The organism is Actinomyces sp. SKVG-SVH-4(1), from assembly GCF_048514265.1.
Lineage (GTDB): Bacteria > Actinomycetota > Actinomycetes > Actinomycetales > Actinomycetaceae > Actinomyces > Actinomyces oris.
The window spans coordinates 86,533-105,180 of record NZ_JBGEVE010000005.1; the positions used below are offsets into that span (position 1 = coordinate 86,533).

General features: G+C 70.6%; 16 protein-coding genes. 9 read left to right on the forward strand and 7 right to left on the reverse strand.

Annotated elements, in window-relative coordinates:
* Window positions 1-26: 26 nt before the first annotated feature.
* Window positions 27-2,858, reverse strand: coding sequence for a preprotein translocase subunit SecA (secA, locus tag AB7V09_RS06155; RefSeq protein ID WP_009406964.1), 2,832 nt, complete (start codon window positions 2,856-2,858; stop codon window positions 27-29).
* Window positions 2,859-3,188: 330 nt separating this feature from the next.
* Here secA and AB7V09_RS06160 point away from each other — a divergent pair, with 330 nt between their 5' ends.
* Together AB7V09_RS06160 and hpf are read left to right on the forward strand one after the other, a co-directional pair.
* Window positions 3,189-4,118 (forward strand): ComF family protein, encoded by a 930-nt coding sequence (locus AB7V09_RS06160; protein WP_419143238.1) that lies wholly within the window; start codon window positions 3,189-3,191, stop codon window positions 4,116-4,118.
* A gap of 216 nt (window positions 4,119-4,334) precedes the next feature.
* Complete coding sequence (hpf, locus tag AB7V09_RS06165) at window positions 4,335-4,985, forward strand: ribosome hibernation-promoting factor, HPF/YfiA family (RefSeq protein ID WP_009747781.1); 651 nt, start codon at window positions 4,335-4,337, stop codon at window positions 4,983-4,985.
* A 116-nt stretch (window positions 4,986-5,101) separates the two neighbouring features.
* Here the strand turns inward: hpf and AB7V09_RS06170 are convergent, their stop codons facing one another.
* From AB7V09_RS06170 to mtrA, 3 genes are read right to left on the reverse strand one after another with little or no spacing between them, the layout of a single operon-like run.
* Window positions 5,102-6,898, reverse strand: a complete 1,797-nt coding sequence (locus tag AB7V09_RS06170; protein WP_419143239.1) for a GerMN domain-containing protein — start codon at window positions 6,896-6,898, stop codon at window positions 5,102-5,104.
* A complete protein-coding gene (gene mtrB / locus AB7V09_RS06175) occupies window positions 6,895-8,778 on the reverse strand; it encodes an MtrAB system histidine kinase MtrB (RefSeq protein WP_419143240.1) in 1,884 nt (627 codons plus the stop codon). The genes AB7V09_RS06170 and mtrB overlap by 4 nt, the downstream gene beginning before the upstream one ends.
* A 34-nt stretch (window positions 8,779-8,812) precedes the next feature.
* Entirely contained in the window at window positions 8,813-9,493 is a 681-nt protein-coding gene (mtrA, locus tag AB7V09_RS06180; protein ID WP_003786992.1) for an MtrAB system response regulator MtrA, read from the reverse strand.
* A gap of 268 nt (window positions 9,494-9,761) precedes the next feature.
* Here mtrA and AB7V09_RS06185 point away from each other — a divergent pair, with 268 nt between their 5' ends.
* From AB7V09_RS06185 to AB7V09_RS06205, 5 genes are all read left to right on the forward strand, one after another.
* Window positions 9,762-11,081 carry a hypothetical protein gene (locus AB7V09_RS06185; protein WP_419143241.1) on the forward strand — a complete coding sequence of 440 codons (1,320 nt, stop codon included), beginning with the start codon at window positions 9,762-9,764 and terminating at the stop codon, window positions 11,079-11,081.
* 7 nt (window positions 11,082-11,088) lie between these two features.
* Complete coding sequence (locus AB7V09_RS06190; protein ID WP_075414595.1) at window positions 11,089-11,775, forward strand: DUF4129 domain-containing protein; 687 nt, start codon at window positions 11,089-11,091, stop codon at window positions 11,773-11,775.
* Window positions 11,772-12,983, forward strand: coding sequence for a DUF4350 domain-containing protein (locus AB7V09_RS06195; protein WP_419143242.1), 1,212 nt, complete (start codon window positions 11,772-11,774; stop codon window positions 12,981-12,983). Before AB7V09_RS06190 ends, AB7V09_RS06195 begins: the two co-directional genes overlap by 4 nt.
* Window positions 12,980-14,083 (forward strand): AAA family ATPase, encoded by a 1,104-nt coding sequence (locus AB7V09_RS06200; protein ID WP_419143243.1) that lies wholly within the window; start codon window positions 12,980-12,982, stop codon window positions 14,081-14,083. Before AB7V09_RS06195 ends, AB7V09_RS06200 begins: the two co-directional genes overlap by 4 nt.
* 65 nt (window positions 14,084-14,148) lie before the next feature.
* On the forward strand, window positions 14,149-15,441 hold the full coding sequence (locus AB7V09_RS06205; protein WP_314920024.1) for a DUF58 domain-containing protein: 1,293 nt from the start codon (window positions 14,149-14,151) through the stop codon (window positions 15,439-15,441).
* Between the two features lie 23 nt (window positions 15,442-15,464).
* Here AB7V09_RS06205 and AB7V09_RS06210 read toward each other — a convergent pair whose 3' ends face one another.
* Window positions 15,465-16,460, reverse strand: coding sequence for a stage II sporulation protein M (locus tag AB7V09_RS06210; RefSeq protein ID WP_419143244.1), 996 nt, complete (start codon window positions 16,458-16,460; stop codon window positions 15,465-15,467).
* A 14-nt stretch (window positions 16,461-16,474) separates the two neighbouring features.
* Between AB7V09_RS06210 and AB7V09_RS06215 the strand changes: the two genes are divergently transcribed.
* Window positions 16,475-17,356, forward strand: a complete 882-nt coding sequence (locus AB7V09_RS06215; protein WP_075414590.1) for an RDD family protein — start codon at window positions 16,475-16,477, stop codon at window positions 17,354-17,356.
* A gap of 57 nt (window positions 17,357-17,413) precedes the next feature.
* Here AB7V09_RS06215 and AB7V09_RS06220 read toward each other — a convergent pair whose 3' ends face one another.
* Together AB7V09_RS06220 and AB7V09_RS06225 are read right to left on the reverse strand one after the other, a co-directional pair.
* On the reverse strand, window positions 17,414-17,653 hold the full coding sequence (locus AB7V09_RS06220; RefSeq protein WP_043538168.1) for a Trm112 family protein: 240 nt from the start codon (window positions 17,651-17,653) through the stop codon (window positions 17,414-17,416).
* Window positions 17,650-18,084, reverse strand: coding sequence for a DUF3499 domain-containing protein (locus AB7V09_RS06225; RefSeq protein WP_003787014.1), 435 nt, complete (start codon window positions 18,082-18,084; stop codon window positions 17,650-17,652). The genes AB7V09_RS06220 and AB7V09_RS06225 overlap by 4 nt, the downstream gene beginning before the upstream one ends.
* 60 nt (window positions 18,085-18,144) lie before the next feature.
* Between AB7V09_RS06225 and AB7V09_RS06230 the strand changes: the two genes are divergently transcribed.
* The gene (locus AB7V09_RS06230; protein ID WP_279012739.1) at window positions 18,145-18,621 is read left to right on the forward strand and encodes a metallopeptidase family protein; all 477 of its coding nucleotides are present in this window, start codon (window positions 18,145-18,147) and stop codon (window positions 18,619-18,621) included.
* Window positions 18,622-18,648: the final 27 nt, after the last annotated feature.

The window sequence follows — 18,648 nt, forward strand, 5'->3', positions numbered from 1 at the left end:
ACAGTCGTGTCAGCTCGCGCTGAGCCTCAGTGCCGGCGCTTCTTCCTGGAGCGACGACGCTCGGCCCGGTTGCCGCCGGAGTCGGCACCGGAACGGGAGGCCCTGCGCGAGGAGGCCCCGGAGGTCTCCTCCTCGCCGGACTCGCTGGGGCCGGAGTAGGTGACCCGCTGCTCCATAGACGCCTGCCCGGTGTCCCCCAGAACCGTACCGCGCCCCTGGCCGCCGGCCTGGCCCACGCGGATGCCGGCCGCTGCGGTGGCGTTGGCCTTGGCGACCGCCTGGGCGGCCTCGACGGTGCCGTCCTCGGCGGCGCGCTGGGCGGCGGCGTCGAAGCGGGCGACGTTGGCGAAGATCTGCTCAACGGTCTCCTCGCGGATCCCCTCCATCATCGCCCGGAACATGCGGGCGCCCTCGTTGGCGTACTCCACGAGGGGGTCGCGCTGGGCCATGGCCCGCAGACCGATACCCTCCTTGAGGTAGTCCATCTCGTAGAGGTGCTCCCGCCAGCGCTTGTCCACCACGGCCAGCAGGATGCGGCGCTCCAGGGTGCGCATGGGGTCCTCGCCGAGCTGGACATGGGCCAGGGCGTTGGCCTCGATGCGGGCCTCAGCGTCCTCGTAGGCGACAGCGACGTCCTCAGTGAGCTCCTCGATGAGGCGCTCCGAGGTCAGTGCGTTCTTGCCGCCCAGCGCCTCGACGACCTCGTCCTGGGTCAGGCCCACCGGGTAGAGGCGGCCGAGCTCGCCCCACAGGGCGTCCAGGTCCCACTCGTCGGGGCGGCCCTCGGCCGTGCCGGCCTCGACGATGGAGGTGACGGCCTGGGCTCGGAAGGCCTCGATCTGGGGCTCGAGGTCCTCACCGTCCAGGACCTGACGGCGCTCGGAGTAGACCTTCTCGCGCTGCTCGGTCATGACGTCGTCGTACTTGAGGACGTTCTTGCGGATCTCGTAGTTGCGCGACTCCACCTGGCGCTGGGCCCCGGCGATGCCGCGAGTGACCATCTTGGACTCCAGGGGGACGTCGTCGGGGTAGGCGCCCGAGGACATGATGCGCTGGGCGAGCCCGGAGGCGAACATGCGCATGAGGTCGTCCTCCATGGACAGGTAGAAACGGGACTCGCCCGGGTCCCCCTGACGGCCGGAGCGGCCGCGCAGCTGGTTGTCGATACGCCGCGACTCGTGACGCTCGGTGCCCAGCACGTAGAGGCCACCGAGCTCGACGACCTCGTCATGCTCGGCCCGGCAGGCCTCCTTGGCGGCGGCCAGGGCCTGAGGCCAGGCCTTCTCGTACTCCTCGGCGTTCTCCTCGGGGTCCAGACCGGCCTCCTTGAGGGCGGAGACCGCGATGTGCTCGGCGTTGCCGCCCAGCATGATGTCGGTTCCGCGTCCGGCCATGTTGGTGGCGACGGTGACGGCGCCCTTGCGGCCGGCCATGGCCACGACGGCGGCCTCGCGGGCGTGCTGCTTGGCGTTGAGGACCTCGTGAGGGATGCCCTGCTCGCGCAGACGCTCGGAGAGGATCTCCGACTTCTCCACGCTGGTGGTTCCCACCAGGACCGGCTGGCCGAGCTCGTGGCGCTCGGCGATGTCGTCGACGACGGCGTCGAGCTTGGCCTCGACGGTGGTGTAGACGAGGTCGGGCTGGTCCTGACGGATCATGGGCTTGTTGGTGGGGATCGGGACGACGCCGATCTTGTAGGTGCCGGCGAACTCGGCGGCCTCGGTCTCGGCGGTACCGGTCATGCCCGAGCGCGAGCCCTCGGGGTAGAGGCGGAAGTAGTTCTGGAGAGTGATGGTGGCCAGAGTCTGGTTCTCGGCCTTGATCTCCACACGCTCCTTGGCCTCGATGGCCTGGTGCATGCCCTCGTTGTAGCGGCGGCCGGGCAGGACGCGGCCGGTGTGCTCGTCGACGATGAGGACCTCACCGTCGCGCACGATGTAGTCCTTGTCCCGGTGGAAGAGCTCCTTGGCCTTGATGGCGTTGTTGAGGAAGCCGATCAGGGGGGTGTTCTCCGACTCGTAGAGGTTGTCCACCCCGAGGTAGTCCTCCACCCGCTCGATGCCGGTGGCGAGCACACCCACGGTGCGCTTCTTCTCGTCGACCTCGTAGTCCTTGCCCGCGCGCAGGCGCTCGGAGATCGTGGCGAACTCCTTGTACCACTTGTTCACGTCGCCGCTGGCCGGCCCGGAGATGATAAGCGGGGTACGGGCCTCGTCGATGAGGATGGAGTCGACCTCGTCGACGATGACGAAGGCGTGGCCGCGCTGGACCAGGTCCTCGGGGCGCTGGGCCATGTTGTCGCGCAGGTAGTCGAAGCCGAACTCGTTGTTGGTGCCGTAGGTGATGTCGCAGGCGTACTGCTCCCGGCGCTCGGCGGGCGTCTGGCCCACGAGGATGCAGCCGGTGGTCAGCCCCAGGAAGCGGTGGACGCGCCCCATGAGGTCGGACTGGTACTCGGCGAGGTAGTCGTTCACGGTCACGACGTGGACGCCCTTGCCGGTCAGGGCCCGCAGGTAGGAGGGCATCGTGGCCACGAGGGTCTTGCCCTCACCGGTCTTCATCTCGGCGATGTTGCCGCGGTGGAGGGCCGCCCCACCCATGATCTGGACGTGGTAGGGGCGCATGCCCAGGACGCGGTCGGCCGCCTCCACGACCGTGGCGAAGGCCTCGGGCAGCAGGTCATCGAGGGTCTCCCCGTCCTGGTAGCGCTCCTTGAGCTCATCAGTCATTTCGCGCAGCTCGGCGTCGGAGAGCTCGCTGTACTCGTCGGCGAGAGCCTCCACCTGATCGGCGATGGCATCAAGCTTCTTCAGGGTGCGGCCCTCGCCAATGCGAAGGATCCGGTCCACGATCGACACGCTGCATTCTCCCTTGGGACGTCAGATTGCGAAGAGCGACGATGAGACGCAGGCCGTATCGGTCGAGTCGGCCGACTCGGAATCAACTCGACATCGACGCGGAATCGGCTCAGGATCGGCTCGGTATCGGCTCAGGTCTCACCGGCTACCTGCCTCCGTACTCTAGTGGACCTCGCTGGGCGGCGGTCTTTCCAGCACCGAGATTCTTCCCACCGAGGACACAGGTGGGGCACGGGGCCACAGGGGACGACGACGACGGCCGTCCCCTCGTGGTGTGGACCGCGAGCGCCGCCAGGAGCGGGAAGGTTCCGCCTGCGTCACAGTGGGGATATGGCGCATCACCGGCACAAGCCCCGCCGCCCCGCCGCACGGCACCCGCCGCTGGGACTGTCGGCGGATTTCTCCCCGGCCCTGTCGCTGGGGCTGCCGACGAGCTGTGCGGGCTGTGGGCGCTGGGAGACAGCGCTGTGCCCGCGGTGCCGAGAGCTGCTCGAGGACAAACCCTTCGCCGTGGAGCACGCCGACGCCGCCGGTGACCTGGACATCTGGGCCCTGGCCTCCTACACCGGCCCGGTGCGCGCCATGGTTCTGGGCTGGAAGAACGGCGCGCGCGAGGACCTGTCGGAGGTGATGGCCCGATCCGGCAGGCGCCTGGGACGCTGGTGGGCGCTCACGCACCCGCCGGAGGAGGTCTGGGAGAGCTCGCCCCGGGGCGCGCGGGCGCTGCTGGTGGTCCCCGCGCCCTCCGGGATCGTGCGCCGTCTGCGCGGCCGCCTGGTGGCGGCCCACCTGGCCGACGCCATCACCCGGGGGATCTGCGAGCAGTGGGCCGGACAGGAACCCGCAGCGCTCGTGCTGAGCACGGACCTGCTGCGCCGTCGGGGCGGTGGGGCGCACCAGGCGGGCCGATCCGCCCGTCAGCGACGGGGCAACCGCGCCCAGGCTCCGCGCCTGCTGGCCGCCGTCACCGGCCTGCCGATCCTGCTGGTCGACGACGTCGTGACCACCGGGGCCACTCTGGGGGCCTGCGCCCGGGCGCTGCGGGCGGGAGGTGGGCGGGTCCTGGGCGCCCTGGTGCTGAGCGCCGCCCCGCCCCCGGCCCATGCGCGTGCCGCGGTGCCGGCCGGCCCTGAGGTGGTCACCGCAGGCAGCCGTTTCCCTGGCCGCATGGATCCGGGAGCCTCCGCCTTGTCCGCCTTGTCCGCCTGCGGCGATCAGGAGGCTTCTTCCGGGCGTGGCACGCACGAAAGGGAGGCGTGAACAGCCCCACATGGTGTACCTTATGTGGCACAACACACAGGCGGCTCCCGACACCGACAAGGACAGTCGACCGGATCCCCGCCTCGGTGCCTGAGGGCCCTCACGAGGTGACCAGGAGGTGATGACACCAGTCCCGAACCCGCCGTGAGACGTGGCGGGTACTTGTCGCACACGGCCCGTCAGGGCCGGCCCACGAGCCTAGAAAGAGGTTCCACCATGGATATCACCGTCGTCGGTCGTAACGCTGAGATCAGCTCTCGCCTGCGCGACTACGTCGAGGACAAGGCCGTCAAGGTTGAGCAGTTCGACCCCCGGGTCCAGCGCGTCGAGGTTGAGGTCACCCACGAGCGCAACCCGCGCCAGGCCGACACCGCCGAGAGAGTGGAGATCACTGTCGTCTCCAAGGGCCCGATCATCCGGGCGGAGGCCTCCTCCTCGGACCGCTTCGCCGCTTTTGATATCGCCATGGGCAAGCTGACCGAGCGCCTTCGCCGGGCCCGGGACCGCAAGAAGGACCACCATCGCCGTCACACCGTGGCCGCACCGAATGAGGACCTCCAGGCAGCTCCCGGCGTGGAGGAGCCCCTGCTCCCCGACACCGGTGACGCACCGATCGAGGACTCCCCCTCCGCCCCCACCGAGCCGGGTGTCGCCGTTGAGGCGCAGCTCGGCGACTCCCCGGTGATCGTGCGTCAGAAGCTGCACGAGGCCAAGCCGATGACCGTTGACGAGGCCCTCTACCAGATGGAGCTCGTGGGGCACCCCTTCTACCTGTTCATCGAGAAGTCCTCCAAGCAGCCCTGTGCCGTCTATCACCGTCACGGGTGGACCTACGGCGTCATCCGCCTGGACGCCCAGGTGCTGTAGCCCCATCCGGACCCGCGGCGCGGGGTTGACCCCTGATATCCGGGTGTCCCACGGTCCTGACCGACCGGGGGCACCCGGAGTCGCGTGTCAGAGGCGCGCGTGTCAGAGGCGTCGGCTCAGGGCAGGGGGAAGGAGGGATCAGTGACCTCGGCGGTGAGCACCCGCCACATCGCCCCGCGACGCTGCCAGGTCTGCCCATCCTCGTCGACGATGAGGAGGGACTCCTCGGAGCGGTCGGAGATGACCGAACGGGCCCGACGCACCCCCACCAGCGTGTTGACCGCCCCGCCGACCTGGACCAGACGCACTTCCGGCACGCCCCCGCCCTCGCTGCCGGCAGCGGCCAGGACGCACACGGCGTTGGGGGCGCACCAGGACAGCCCCCGCGTGCCCGTCCCACTGGCGCGGGGCATCTCCAGGGCCGGCCCCAGCCCGGTGGGACGGCCGTCCTGGTCCCTGATGATGATGGCCACGGCGACCCGCCCGTCGGTTCGCCGCACGGCGATCCGCTCGGACTCCACGGACAGGTCGAAGGCCGCGACCGTGCCGTCCTGCAGCCAGGAGGACTCCAGGGTGGCGCGCTGCCCGGAGCCGTTGACGGCGGTCAGACGCCCCTCGGCCAGCAACCAGGCCCAGCCGTGCCGGTCACCCATCGGAGCTCCCAGCCCACCGGCGCCCGCGGAGGGATCCCCCACCGAGAGGATGACGCTGGCGGAGCCCTGCCCCCGGGGCAGGCGCAGCAGGCTGGAGGCCGACAGTGCGTAGACGGCCCCGTCGGCCCCCAGGCTCGGGCTACGCGCGTCACTGGTCCCCAGGACCCGGTCACTGGCCAGGGTGACGCGCCTGGCCCCCGTGCCGCGCACGACCGAACCCTCCGACATCCCCACGATGCCTCCGACCTCGGGGGCCATCGGTGTCAGCTGGGCAGCGGCGCCGAGGTCGACGGTGCCGGCGAGCACGCGCACGTGGTCGATGCCGCTGATCTGGATGAGGCTCTGCTCGATCTGGGCCACCATGAGCCCGCGGGCGTCCTCCGAGGCGGGGTCGGAGTCCGCGCTCAGGTGGACGGTGGCGGTGCCGCCCTCGACGACGACCCCCCGCCCCGCCCGCTCGGCGTTGCGCGGGATGAGGCTGGAGGCCCCCTTCGCAAGCCAGTCCGAGGGCCCGGCCAGCAGCCCGGAGACCAGGGAGTCGGCCTGCGAGCTGCGCGGGTACCAGCGCAGCTCGGGGACGAACCTGGACCGGTCCCGGGACAGGAAGGCCAGGGAGCTGACCGCGAAGTTCTGCATGAGTCGGGACAAGGGCAGCAGGATGCCGTGAGGCAGGCCGACGATGCGCCACTGGCCGGTGGAGTTGGTGGCCAGGGAGAACTCGCCGGTATAGGTGCTCCCCTCCGGGGCGGGGGTGAAGACACCCAGGGAGTTGAGCACCCCCACCTGTCCGGAGGTCACCGTGAAGGAGCCGTTGGCCGCCACCGAGACCTGCGGCTCGGTCGACCCGCTGTAGGCGCTCACCGTCTCCAGGGGCTTCCACTGCGCGACGGCGTGATCGCTGAGGAACTGCTTGGCGGTGGCGAAGTCGTCGGAGAACCCCGCGATGGTGGCGCGCAGGAAACCGTTGACGATGTCCTCGGCCGAGTCCCCCTCTCCTGGTCCGGGAGCGGTCTCGATGAGGGCGTTGGTGTCGGAGGCGGCCACCCCGGAGCGGGTGACGCGGCTGGAGCTCGGAAGCGCCGTGCAGCCGGCCAGCACTCCGGCGGCCGTGGCCGAGAGCAGCCCCAGCGCGCCGCGTCGCGACAATCCGGCCGGAGCCGTTCCGAGGATCCCGGTGGGCTCAGTGGGCCCGGTGGGCTCTGCAGCCTCTGCGGATCTGCGCCCCTGAGTGGGCGCGTCGCGGTTCATCGGCTGCGTCATCGGCGCCACCCCTCTTCCTCGGTCTCCTCGGGTGTGCGGGTGGCGGGCTCCTGACCGGGAAGGACGACGACGACTCGGCCGACGTCCTCGGTGACCGCGTCGTGGCTCTCCCCGGCCAGGGGGATGTCGCCCAGGACGACGCTCTGGCGGGCCCTGCGGGTGGCGGGAGCGGGCCCCAGGGGGCCGACCGGGGAGAAGGAGGACTCCTCGTCGATGGGGATGCCGGCGCGGGCCACCGCGGGCGCGTCCTGCGGGACGAGCTCGAGGGGGCCGGGGCCGCGGAGCCGGCCGGGACCGCCGTCGGCCCCCTGGGTGCGGGGCAGGACCAGCAGGAAGGAGGAGCCGTCGGCCGGCCACCCCCAGGCCGAGAGGCGGCCGCCGTGCAGACGGGCATCCTCCATGGCGATGGACAGCCCCAGTCCGGTGCCTCCAAGGCTGCGCTTGCGCGAGGGGTCGGCGCGGTAGAAGCGGTCGAAGACCTTGGTGACGACGTCGGGGCTCATGCCGATGCCGTGGTCGCGCACCCGCACCGCCACCGCATCGGCATCCACGGCGACGGTGACGTCCATCGGCTTGCCCTCACCGTGCTCGAGCGCGTTGACCACGAGGTTGCGGATGATGCGCTCGACCCTGGTGACGTCGATCTCCGCGGTGGCCGGCTCCTCGGGGAGGTGGAGGCGCAGCTCGGTGCCGGTGGCGTCGAAGTGGAACTGGGTGGTCTCGATGACGGTGTCGACCACCTGGGCGAGGTCGATCTCCTCCAGCCGGAGCTTGACGTTCCCGGAGTCGATGCGGGAGATGTCCAGCAGGTCGGTGAGCATGGTCTCGAAGCGGTCCACCGAGCTGGACAGGACCTGGATGCTGCGCAGGGCGAAGGGATCGGAGATCTCCTCGCGCGCGTCCTGGATCTGCTCCGTGGCCAGGCGGATCGAGGCCAGCGGGGTGCGCAGCTCGTGGGAGACGTCGGAGACGAAGAGGCGCTGCACCTTGGACAGGGACTCCAGGCGCTCGATCTGGTCCTCCAGCGAGGTCGCCATGTGGTTGAAGGATCTGGCCAGGGTGGATATCTCGTCCTCCCCCTGGATGCTCAGCCGCTCGGCCAGCAGTCCGGAGGCCAGACGCTCAGCGGCCCGGGCGGTGTGCCGCACGGGGCTGAGCACCCACCTGGTGAAGGCCCACACCACGACGATGAGGATGGCCAGGAAGCCCAGCCCCCCGATGGTGATGTTGCGCGAGGCCAGGGAGACGATGCGCTGCTCGCTGGCCAGGCTGTAGACGAGGTAGAGGTCGTACTCCCCTGCCAGGGGTAGGCTCACCCGGGTCCCCACGATGAGCCCCGGATCCGTGCCCCCCTCATCGTTGGGAACCGCCACCGACTGCCAGTACTGGGCGCGCGCCCCGCCCTCATCGAGGGCCCGGGTCATCTCAGGGGTGATGAGGGAGCGCAGACGGGTGTCGGTCTCCAGGTCGTTGACGACCGTCGTCGAGGTCTCCTCCTCGTTGCGCAGCATGAGGACCCCCACTCCCCCGGAGGAGGAGATCGAGTCCTTGGCGCCGTTGACCTGCCGCTCGGCGGCGGCCGAGACCTCGTCGACAGTGACTGCCGTGGTCGAGTCGAACTCGGCCTGAGCGACGCTGGCGCGCAACGCGGCATCGGCGAGGATGACGTCACGCTGATCGGCGAACACCTCGGAGCGTATCCGGTCGGTCACGAAGGTCAGCAGCAGCACAATGAGAAGCAGACCGATGACGGTGGCGGTGCACACCATGCGCACCTCGAGGCTGCGGCGCAGCAGCCCCGGCAGAGGCAGACGCCGAACCAGCCGCTCCTCCGCGGTGCCCACCGATGACCCCATCGACGTGCCCCCTGAATTACGCATCGGGTTCATTGTATGGCGCCCGATGCGCCGTCGCTCACGCGGATTCGCCGACCCTGTAGCCGACACCGCGCACCGTCACCACGATCGAGGGACGCTCGGGGTCCTTCTCGATCTTGGCCCGCAGGCGCTGAACGTGAACATTGACCAGTCGGGTGTCGGCCGGGTGCTGATAACCCCACACCTGGCTGAGGAGCTCCTCACGGGTGAAGACCTTCCACGGCGACCGGGCCAGAGTCACCAGCAGCTCGAACTCCAGCGGCGTCAGGGAGATGACCGACTCGCCGCGCTTGACCTGGTGACCGGCGACATCGATGTCGAGGTCCCCGGCACGCACGTGCTCGGCCGCACCGGGGTTGGTGCGACGCAGGCGGGTGGAGACGCGGGCCAGCAGCTCCTTGGACTTGAAGGGCTTGGTCACATAGTCGTCCGCACCGGCCTCAAGACCGGCGACGACGTCCTGGGTGTCGGTGCGCGCGGTCAGCATGATGATCGGCACGTCGGACTCGGAGCGGATGAGCCGGCAGATCTCGACGCCGTCGAGCCCGGGAAGCATGAGGTCGAGCAGGACCAGATCGGGGTTGACCTCGTGGAAGGCGTCCAGGGCCTTGGCCCCGTCATGACAAAGTGTGGGCGTGTAGCTCTCCGACTCCAGCATGATGCCGATCATCTCGGCCAGGGATGCATCGTCGTCGACGACCAGAATGCGCGTGCTCATAGCCCGTATCTTGGCATGAGCCCCAGGACCCGAGGGACACCCGGACCACCGAGGTGGCGCCCACAGTTTCCCCAGGAAATTAAGAGAATCCCCTCAGTTACGGGAAAAACCGGCGTCAGCGCGCCCAGAAGCCGGGATTATTGCGGCCGAACCGTGATCTTCGCTGCGCCCCCTGATCCTGGCTCAGGGCACACGCGGAGCTCCAGGGGCACGATTTCCTCCTCCAGGGGGAGGGCCAGATGACGACCGGACATGACAGCATGGGCTTATGAGTACCGACTTCCCCCCTGACGGCAGCGGTCCGAGCGGAGAGCCGGACCGCGAGGCTCACGGCACCTCCGGCAGCGACTTCGTCGGAGGCGATCAGGACGGATGGCAGGCCCCTGACGCCGGCGCCTTCACAGGAGCTCCCCCCTACCCGGCTCCGGGCTCAGCAGCGGGACCCCAGTACCCCGGCTACGGCGGCTACCAGACGCCACCGGTGGGTCAGCCGGGCTACCCAGGCGGCTCAGTCCCCGGAAGCGCCCCCTATCCCGGAGCACCGGGGTATCCGGGAGCTCCCGGCGGCCCCGGATACCCGGGCTACGGCGGCTACACGTCGGCACTGGCCCCCAAGCCCTCGATCATTCCGCTACGGCCACTGTCCATCGGGGAGATCCTCGGGGGAGCCTTCGAGTCCCTGCGCGCCAACCCCAAGGCGATGTTCATACCCTCACTGGTAGTGATGGGCATTACAGGACTCTTGTCCGCCGGGAGCGTCGCCCTGTTCATGTCCCGGCTCGGCCTGACGGACCTGACATCCGGAAAGGTTGAGTTCTCAGAGACCGACCTGGACAGCATCGGGTCATCGTTGGTGGGTCTGCTCATCCAGCTCGGCGTGACCGGCGTGCTGAGCATGATGGCCACCTCGATCATCATCGGCCTGATCATCGTGACCGTCTCACGCACCATTCTTGGCCGTAAGGCGTCCTTGAGCGACGTGTGGCGGCGCACCCGGCCGAGAATGTGGGCGCTCATCGGCCAGACGCTCCTCATCGAGCTCATCCTCGCCGTCATCACCGCCGTCGTCGCAGCGATCGCCTTCGGCATCGGCTGGGCTCTCCTGGGGAACATCATCGCCTACGGGGCCGATGAGGACTCCGCCGGGACCATCATCCTCGCCATCCTGGCGATTCTGGCGGTGATCGCCGTGCTCGGGCTGTTGACCTTCGCCCTGATATGCAAGCTGTCCCTGGCACCGGCGGCACTGGTCCTGGAGAACATCGGCGTCCTTGAGGGGATCTCCCGCTCCTGGACCCTCACACGGGGCTACTTCTGGCGGATCGTCGGCATCCGCCTACTCTCCTTCATCCTCGTCTTCGTCGCCGTCCAGATCGTGTCTCAGGGCGTGTCCATCGTCATGCAGGGGCTCGTCTACGCCGCCCCGGACATGACCATCGCGATCTTGGTGGCATCGACGCTGCTCAACAGCCTCATCCAGGCCGCGATTCAGCCCTTCGACTCCGCCGTGGTCGCGCTCATGTACACCGACCTGCGGATGCGCTCCGAGGGCCTGGACGTCGAGCTGCGTCACGCCGCCGGGGTATGAGCCAGTCGTGACACCCCTCAGGACGATCAGCGCGCAGGCCCCGGCGACCCCCGACGCCGACGAGGCACGGCGCGCCGCGGGCAGGGAGCTCTCCCGACCGATCTACCACGATCATCACGATCTGTGGGACCGGCTCTGGAGCTGGATCAGGGGGCTCTTCGATGCCGACGGCATGGTCCCCGGGGCTCCTCCCTGGGTGTCGACGCTCATCGTGGTCCTCGTCGTCGCCGCCGGCATCGCGCTGCTGATCCTCCTGCTGACCAGGTTCTCCTCGGCTCGCCGGGTAGCGACGCCGCCGTCGTTGTTGGTGCTCACCGACGACCGCGATGCCGACACCCTGACCCGAGCCGCGGATGCGGCGGCCGTACAGGCCGATTTCGCCACCGCCGTCGTCGAACGCTTCCGCGCCATCATCCGTTCCCTCGACGAACGCGGGATCATCGACGAGTACCCGGGTATGACGGCGCTGGAGGCGGCCACGCTCACCCACCGGGCCCTCGGTGAGCACCGGGTGGTGTCCCCGCTGTACGAGGCCGCCCACCTGTTCGATGCCGTCCTCTACGGTCGGGTCGTCTCCACCAGCACCCAGGACCAGCAGATGCGCGAGCTCGCCGATCAGATGGCCAGGGTCTCCCTCCCCTCTGGACGTGCCCTCGTCGGCGCCTCGGCCCAGGCCCCGGGGACACCGGCATGAGCAGCTCCACGACGACGTCGCAGCCCTCCGCTCCCCCGCCCTCCCCGGCCGAGGCCTCCCAGGCCCGGGGGACGGCACCACACTGGTCCCGGCGCTGGCGCCGGTGGCGCCCAGGTGTCATCGCGGTGGCCCTCATGCTCATCCCCGTCCTGGTGACTGTGTGGACTCGGACCGTCACCTCCACCACGCCCCTGGCCATCGACAACCCCAAGGACCGGGGAACCATGGCGCTCGCCGAGCTGCTGCGCCACGAGGGGATCTCCGTGAGCAAGGCGGGCAGCCTCTCCGAGGCCGTGGAGGCCAGCCGCCAGGGCGCGACCATCGCCGTGGTCAACGCCGACCGGCTCAGCGACCAGAACAGGCGGGCCCTGGCCGAGGCGGGCGGCGACGTCGTTGTCATCGGCGCCAAGGGCGGCAGCGACGCCCTGAAAGGACTGACGGGCATGACCGCCAAGGGCACCGCGGCAGCGCCCTCCTCCACCCGGGCGCCGCAGTGCGACGACGCCGATGCCCAGGCCGCCCGGAGCCTGGCCGGCACGCGCGCCTCGGTGTCCCTGCAGGGCGATGGCGACGCCGTCGGCTGCTTCCCGGTGGGCGAGGACCGCTACGCCTATGCCACCGACTCCCTGCCCAGCGGTGCCACGCTGCGGGTCCTGCCCGATCCCGCGCCGGTGACCAACGTTCACCTGGCCCAGGAGGGGCACGCAGCCCTGGGAGTGCGCGCACTGGGCCACCACAGCCGCGTGCTGTGGTTGGACGGGGAGCACATGGAGGCGCCCTCCGTGTGGAACTCCTCCTCCACTCCCCCCTGGCTTCCGGTTCTCATCTTCCAGCTCCTCGTCATCGCCGGCGTGCTGGCGATCGTCCAGGGGCGTCGCTTCGGCGGCATCGTGAGCGAGGACCTGCCCGTCGTCGTGCGCTCCATCGAGACCACGGTGGCCCGCGGGCGTCTCTACCGTCAGGGCTCGGACCGGCCCCGTGCGGCCCAGGCCCTGCGCTCGGGTGCCGCGCTGCGTCTGGGGGCCACCCTGGGCCTGCCCCCCGGGACCTCGCGCCGTGACGTCATCGCCGCCGTCTCCCTGGCCTCGGGCATCGCCCCGGCCACGGTGGACTCTCTTCTTTACGGCCCGCCGCCCACCAGCGACAACGCCCTGGCCACCCTGGCAGTTCAGCTCGACCAACTCGAGAGCGAGGTTCACTCCACATGAGCACGGACAGCACCGACCCCACCCGCACCCCGGGCATCGCAGGTGACGCGGATACCGGCGCACCCCACTCCCAGGCCCCCGAGGGCCCGGACGCCTCGGGAACCCACAGCGCCCCACAGGTCTCACCGTCCTCCCCCCGCGGGGAGGACGGCTCCGACCCGCGCAGGCGCCTGGTGGCCGTGCGCAGCGAGGTGGGCAAGGCCGTCGTCGGTCAGGAGGCGGCTGTGACCGGGCTGGTCATCGCCCTGCTCGCCGGCGGGCACGTCCTGCTCGAGGGGGTTCCCGGCGTGGCCAAGACCCTCCTGGTGCGGTCGCTGGCCACCGCGCTGGATCTGGAGACCAAACGCATCCAGTTCACCCCCGACCTCATGCCCGGGGACGTCACCGGCTCACTCATCTACGACTCCCGCAGCGCCCAGTTCTCCTTCCGGGCCGGTCCCGTCTTCACCAACCTCCTGCTGGCCGACGAGATCAACCGCACCCCGCCCAAGACGCAGTCGGCGCTGTTGGAGGCCATGGAGGAGCGTCAGGTCTCCATCGACGGCGAGCCCCGGGCCCTGCCGGATCCGTTCATGGTGATCGCCACCCAGAACCCGGTGGAGTACGAGGGGACCTACCCGCTGCCCGAGGCCCAGCTGGACCGTTTCCTGCTCAAGCTGGTGCTGCCCCTGCCCGAGCGGGCCCAGGAGATCGAGGTGCTCTCCCGCCACACCTCAGGATTCGATCCGCGCGACCTGCTCTCGGCAGGGCTGCGGGCCGTCGCCGGGGTCCAGGAACTGGCTCAGGCCCGGGCCCAGGTGAGCACGGTCGGAGTCACGCCGGAGGTGCTGGCCTACGCGGTGGATCTCGTGCGCGCCACCCGCTCCATGCCCTCGGTGGCCCTGGGGGTCTCGCCGCGTGGGGCCACGGCGCTCCTGGCCGCGTCACGGGCCTGGGCCTGGCTCGCCGGCAGGTCCTTCGTCACTCCCGATGACATCAAGGCACTGGCGCTGCCGGCTCTGCGCCATCGCATCAAGCTGCACGCCGAGGCCGAGATGGAGGGCATCACCCCTCAGTCCGTCATCGAGGCCGTGCTGCGAACCGTGCCGGTCCCGCGCTGAGGCATCGGCCGCCGAAGACCACGAGCACAGAACCGATCAGCTGACCGACTCACGACAGGAGTGGCATGTTCCTGACGATGCGCGCCGTATGGGCGATGCTTGCGGGGATCGCCCTGGTCCTCATCGCGCCGCGCCCGGCCACCGTGCTGGCCTGGGCCGGCGTGGTCATGGTCCTCGTCGTGATCGACGTGGTGAGCGCCCCCTCGCCCGCAGTGCTGCGGGCCTCGCGCTCCGTGAGCCACGGCGTGCGGCTGGGCGAGTCGATCACTGCGACACTGACGCTCACCAACACCGGTCGGCGCACGGCCCGCCTCCTGCTGCGCGATGCCTGGCCCCCCAGCGCCGGGGCGACCCACGATCGCGGGGCGATGACGATCCCCCCGGCACAGCGCCGTCGTCATTCCACGGTGCTCACGCCCCAACGCCGGGGGGAGCGCCAGGCGGGGCCACTGACTGTCAGGGTGATGGGTCCCCTGGGCATCGCGGGGCGGCAGGCGTCATTGGACGTCCCTGCCTCCGTCCGGGTCCTGCCGGCCTTCCGCTCGCGCCGCCACCTGCACTCGCGCCTGGCCCGGCTGCGGGAGATGGACGGACGCAGCGCCGTCATGGTGCGCGGGGAGGGGACCGAGTTCGACTCCCTGCGCGAGTACGTCGTCGGAGACGACGTGCGCTCCATCGACTGGCGCTCCACTGCCCGCCGGGGCGAGGTGCTGGTACGCACCTGGCGCCCGGAGCGCGATCGGAGGGTTCTCATTATCATCGACTCGGGTCGACTGTCCGCTGCCCGGCTGGGGGACGCCCCCAGGCTCGACGCCCAGATCGAGGCCACCCTGCTGCTGGCGGCCCTGGCCTCCCGCGCCGGCGACCGGGTCGACGTCCTGGCCATGGACGACGCCGTGCGCGCACAGGTGCGGGGCAGCGCCGGACCGGTGCTCATGACCGAGCTGGCCGAGCACCTGACCGACGTGGAGCCGCGCCTGACCGAGCTCGACTGGACCCTCGTGGCCTCTCTGGTGCGCACCACGCTCTCGCAGCGCGCACTGGTGGTGGTCATCTCCGCCCTGGACGGCAGCGCCGGGGACGCGACGATGATTCGGACGCTGGCGGCTCTGGCCCGGGAGCACACGGTTGTTCTCGCCTCGGCCCTGGACCCCGAGCTGGAGGAGCTCAGGTCGACGCGTGACGACACCGACTCGGTGTACGTGGCCGCCTCCGCGGAGAAGGACCTGGTGGAGATGCACGCCGTGCGCCGCCGCCTGAGTCGCGGCGGGGTGGAGGTCGTGGAGGCACCCGACCAGGGGCTTGCTCCGGCACTGGCCGACTGCTACCTGGACCTCAAGGCCGCGGGGCGTCTATGAGGCGCACAGCGACGACGCCCGGTTCAGCCGGCCTCGGGCTGGACGTAGCCGGCCTCATCCTCCTCGAGGTCACCCGTGGACCCTGCGGCGACGGCGGAGCGGCCCAGGATGAGGGTGTAGGCCCACAGCAGTGCCAACGCACCGGCTCCGATGGCGATCTTGACCAACCAGGGGATGGGGGCCGGCGTCACGAAGGCCTCAATGAGTCCGGCGACGGCCAGGGCGACGGTCAGGCCCACGGCCACCGTGATGAGGGCCCGTCCCTCAGCGGCCAGCGCGGCCGGGCGGCTGCGCCGGCCGGGGACCAGCATGGTCCAGAAGAGCTTGAGTCCGGCCGCGCCGGCGATGAAGATGCAGGTCAGCTCCAGCAGGCCGTGCGGCGAGATGAGCGAGAGGAACACGCCGAGCATGTCGTGGTCGGCCATGATCGCCCCGGACTGTCCCACGGCGACGGCGTTCTGGTACAGCATGTAGAGCGGCAGGAACCCCGTGATCCCTCCGGCCACGCAGATCGCTGCGATACGGGCGTTATTCGTCCACACCGCAGCGGCGAAGTCGGGGGCGGAGTACGTGGAGTAGTAGGACTCGAAGGCCTCATGGGCGTAGGTGTCCAGCTTCTCGGGGGTGCCCAGAGCGGCCATGGCCTCCGGACTGCGCAGGGTCCACGCCCCCACCACCAGCGCCAAGGCGATCTCGGCAACCATGACCCCGCAGGTCCACCACCGGATGCGGTACAGGGCCGCCGGCACGGACTGGAGAGTGAAGCGGCGCACCGAACGGCTCCTCACCTCCCGTGTTCCGGTCAGGCGGCCGCGGGCCGCGGCCACTCGGGAGGACAGCTCGGCGATGAGCTGAGGATCCGGCGCGGCCGAGCGCACCCGCGACAGATGACGGGCGCAGGTGCGGTAGAGAGCCACGAGCTCATCGGTCTCAGCCCCGCTGAGGTGGCCGCGCCCCACGAGCACATCGAGACGTTCCCACTGATCGCGGTGCGCCGCGGAGAAAGCATCAAGATCCACGCAAGGAGTCTGTCATGACGGCCGCATCCCCCACATCCTCCGAGCGGATGATCGAGCCCGAGCTGCTCATCACCGGGGAGGCGGTCGCCCTGGAGATCACCCCGGCGACGGTCGCCAATCGCATCACCTCGGGACTCATCGACTACGCCGTCTATGCCCTGGGGGCAGGACTGTCCGTGGTCGTGGTGATGGTGCTGGCCATCTCCACGGGCTCGGAGTTCCAAGAGAATCTCGCGTTGACCCGGGCGATGCTGTCCCTGGCCCTCCTCGCCTGGATGGTCGTCATCCCTCTGCTCGTCGAGCTCCTCAGCGGGGGCCGGAGCCTGGGCCGCATGGTGACCGGGGCCCGGGTGGTGCGCGACGACGGCGGTACCGTCAGGCTGCGCCACTGCCTGGTGCGCACGCTGCTGGCCGTCGTCGAGATCTGGGGCACCTGGGCCGTGCCGGCCCTGTGCGCCAGCATCGTCTCCAAGCGGGGGAAGCGGTTCGGGGACATGCTGGCCGGCACCTACGTGGTTCGAGAGCATCACCGCTCCCACATGGCGCCACCGCTGCTGATGCCCCCCGAGCTGGCTCAGTGGGCGGCGGGCACGGACCTGCGCGCCCTGCCCGGGAACCTGAGCCTGACGGCGCGCACCTTCCTGCAGCGCGCCTCCTCTCTCGTGCCCTCCTCCCGCCACCAGCTGGGACTCGAGCTGGCCTCTCAGGTCCAGGGATACGTCTCTCCCCCGCCTCCCGCCGGCACGCACCCCGAACGGTTCCTTGCCGCGGTTCTCACCGAGCGCCGTAACCGTGAGCTGGTGCTGGAGAGCCGCGACCGCCGGCTGGAGGAGGACGTGCTGCGGGACATGGCCCGCCCGCCCTATGGGGTGGGCGGGGAGACCCGACGGCGTTGAGCCACCCCGGGCTCGGCCCCACGATGGGCCACCCGGGTCGCAGCGGGGCGCGGCGCCTCAGCCCTGAGGGTCGGGACCGGGAGCGGGCACGCGTGATGCCTCGTGCACCAGGAGGATCGGAACGCCGTCGCGCACCGGGTAGGCCAGGCCCGTGCCCCGGGAGACGAGTGCGGGGCGACCGGCCTCGTCGAGGCCGTCAACGAGCTCCTCGCCGCTGAGCGGGCAGCGCAGGGCGGACCTCAGTGAGGAGGGGAGGACCGCTCGCTGCTCAGGCACGGGAACGTCCGACCGGCTCATGCGTCTCCCTTCTGTCCGCGCAGGACCCGCAGGTGCCCGCGCCGCAGGATCTCGTCCTCGGCGATCTCCGGCGGGGGCGGCAGCGGGGCCGTCAGGGAGGCCGGCATGATCCCGCCGGGGCGGGGCCGGTGCTCAGCCGGCGAGGCGACCGGGCGTGGGGCGCGGGAGGCCTCGCGCACGGCGTCGGCCAGGGCTAAGAGGTCGTCCTCACTGGGGGGAGCCGGCTCGAACTCGGTGGCCAGGCGGATGATCTGCCAGCCGCGGGGGGCCGTGAAGGAGGAGACGTGCTTGTCGCACAGGTCATAGGCCTCGGGCTGGGCCTCGGTGGCCAGTGGCCCCAGCACGATGGTGGAGTCCGCGTAGACGGAAGTCAGGGTGGCCACGGCTGGGCGCTCGCAGCCGGGCTTGCGGCAGTGTCGGACTCTTCTCACGCTCGCAGGTTACCGTGCCGTTGCCCGCCGGTCATCCACACGCCGCCTAGGCTGGCCGATGTGACCGACCTGTTCCCCTTCTCGCCCGGGCGGATCCCCCCGCGCTCCGCCGCGGCACCGGGGCAGCGCCCGAGCAGTCGTCGTGACCGCCACGGCCGGGGGCTGCGCGGTCCACTCCTGCCGCCGCATCTGCCGGCCTGGCGCACTCGCGCCGAGCGCTTCGACGAGCTCGTCGTGGACGCGGCCCAGAACCTGGCCAGACGCTGGCCGTCGGTGGATCAGATCCAGTTCGCCGTCGAGGAGGTCCCGCCCTCGGATCCGGCGCCCTGGGAGCGTTCGGTGGTGCTGGGACGCGGCTTCACCGCTGAGCCCCGTGCGGGACTGCCGGCGCGCGTCGTCATCTACCGCCGACCGGTGGCCTCCCGGGCCACGAACGATGCCGAGCTGGCCGACCTGGTGCACCGTGTCGTCGTCGAGCAGGTGGCCCTCATGCTGGGGCGCCGCCCCGAGGAAATCGATCCCGGCTCGGCCCTGTGAGACGGACTCCCCCGCCCGGGGCCCGGT

Excerpts from the sequence above, each read along its gene's own strand:
- AB7V09_RS06160 (WP_419143238.1), top strand. The coding sequence starts at position 3,189 with ATGGCGCATCACCGGCACAAGCCCCGCCGCCCCGCCGCACGGCACCCG.
- hpf (WP_009747781.1), top strand. The coding sequence starts at position 4,335 with ATGGATATCACCGTCGTCGGTCGTAACGCTGAGATCAGCTCTCGCCTG.
- AB7V09_RS06170 (WP_419143239.1), bottom strand. The coding sequence starts at position 6,898 with ATGACGCAGCCGATGAACCGCGACGCGCCCACTCAGGGGCGCAGATCC.
- mtrB (WP_419143240.1), bottom strand. The coding sequence starts at position 8,778 with ATGCGTAATTCAGGGGGCACGTCGATGGGGTCATCGGTGGGCACCGCG.
- mtrA (WP_003786992.1), bottom strand. The coding sequence starts at position 9,493 with ATGAGCACGCGCATTCTGGTCGTCGACGACGATGCATCCCTGGCCGAG.
- AB7V09_RS06185 (WP_419143241.1), top strand. The coding sequence starts at position 9,762 with ATGAGTACCGACTTCCCCCCTGACGGCAGCGGTCCGAGCGGAGAGCCG.
- AB7V09_RS06195 (WP_419143242.1), top strand. The coding sequence starts at position 11,772 with ATGAGCAGCTCCACGACGACGTCGCAGCCCTCCGCTCCCCCGCCCTCC.
- AB7V09_RS06200 (WP_419143243.1), top strand. The coding sequence starts at position 12,980 with ATGAGCACGGACAGCACCGACCCCACCCGCACCCCGGGCATCGCAGGT.
- AB7V09_RS06205 (WP_314920024.1), top strand. The coding sequence starts at position 14,149 with ATGTTCCTGACGATGCGCGCCGTATGGGCGATGCTTGCGGGGATCGCC.
- AB7V09_RS06215 (WP_075414590.1), top strand. The coding sequence starts at position 16,475 with ATGACGGCCGCATCCCCCACATCCTCCGAGCGGATGATCGAGCCCGAG.
- AB7V09_RS06220 (WP_043538168.1), bottom strand. The coding sequence starts at position 17,653 with ATGAGCCGGTCGGACGTTCCCGTGCCTGAGCAGCGAGCGGTCCTCCCC.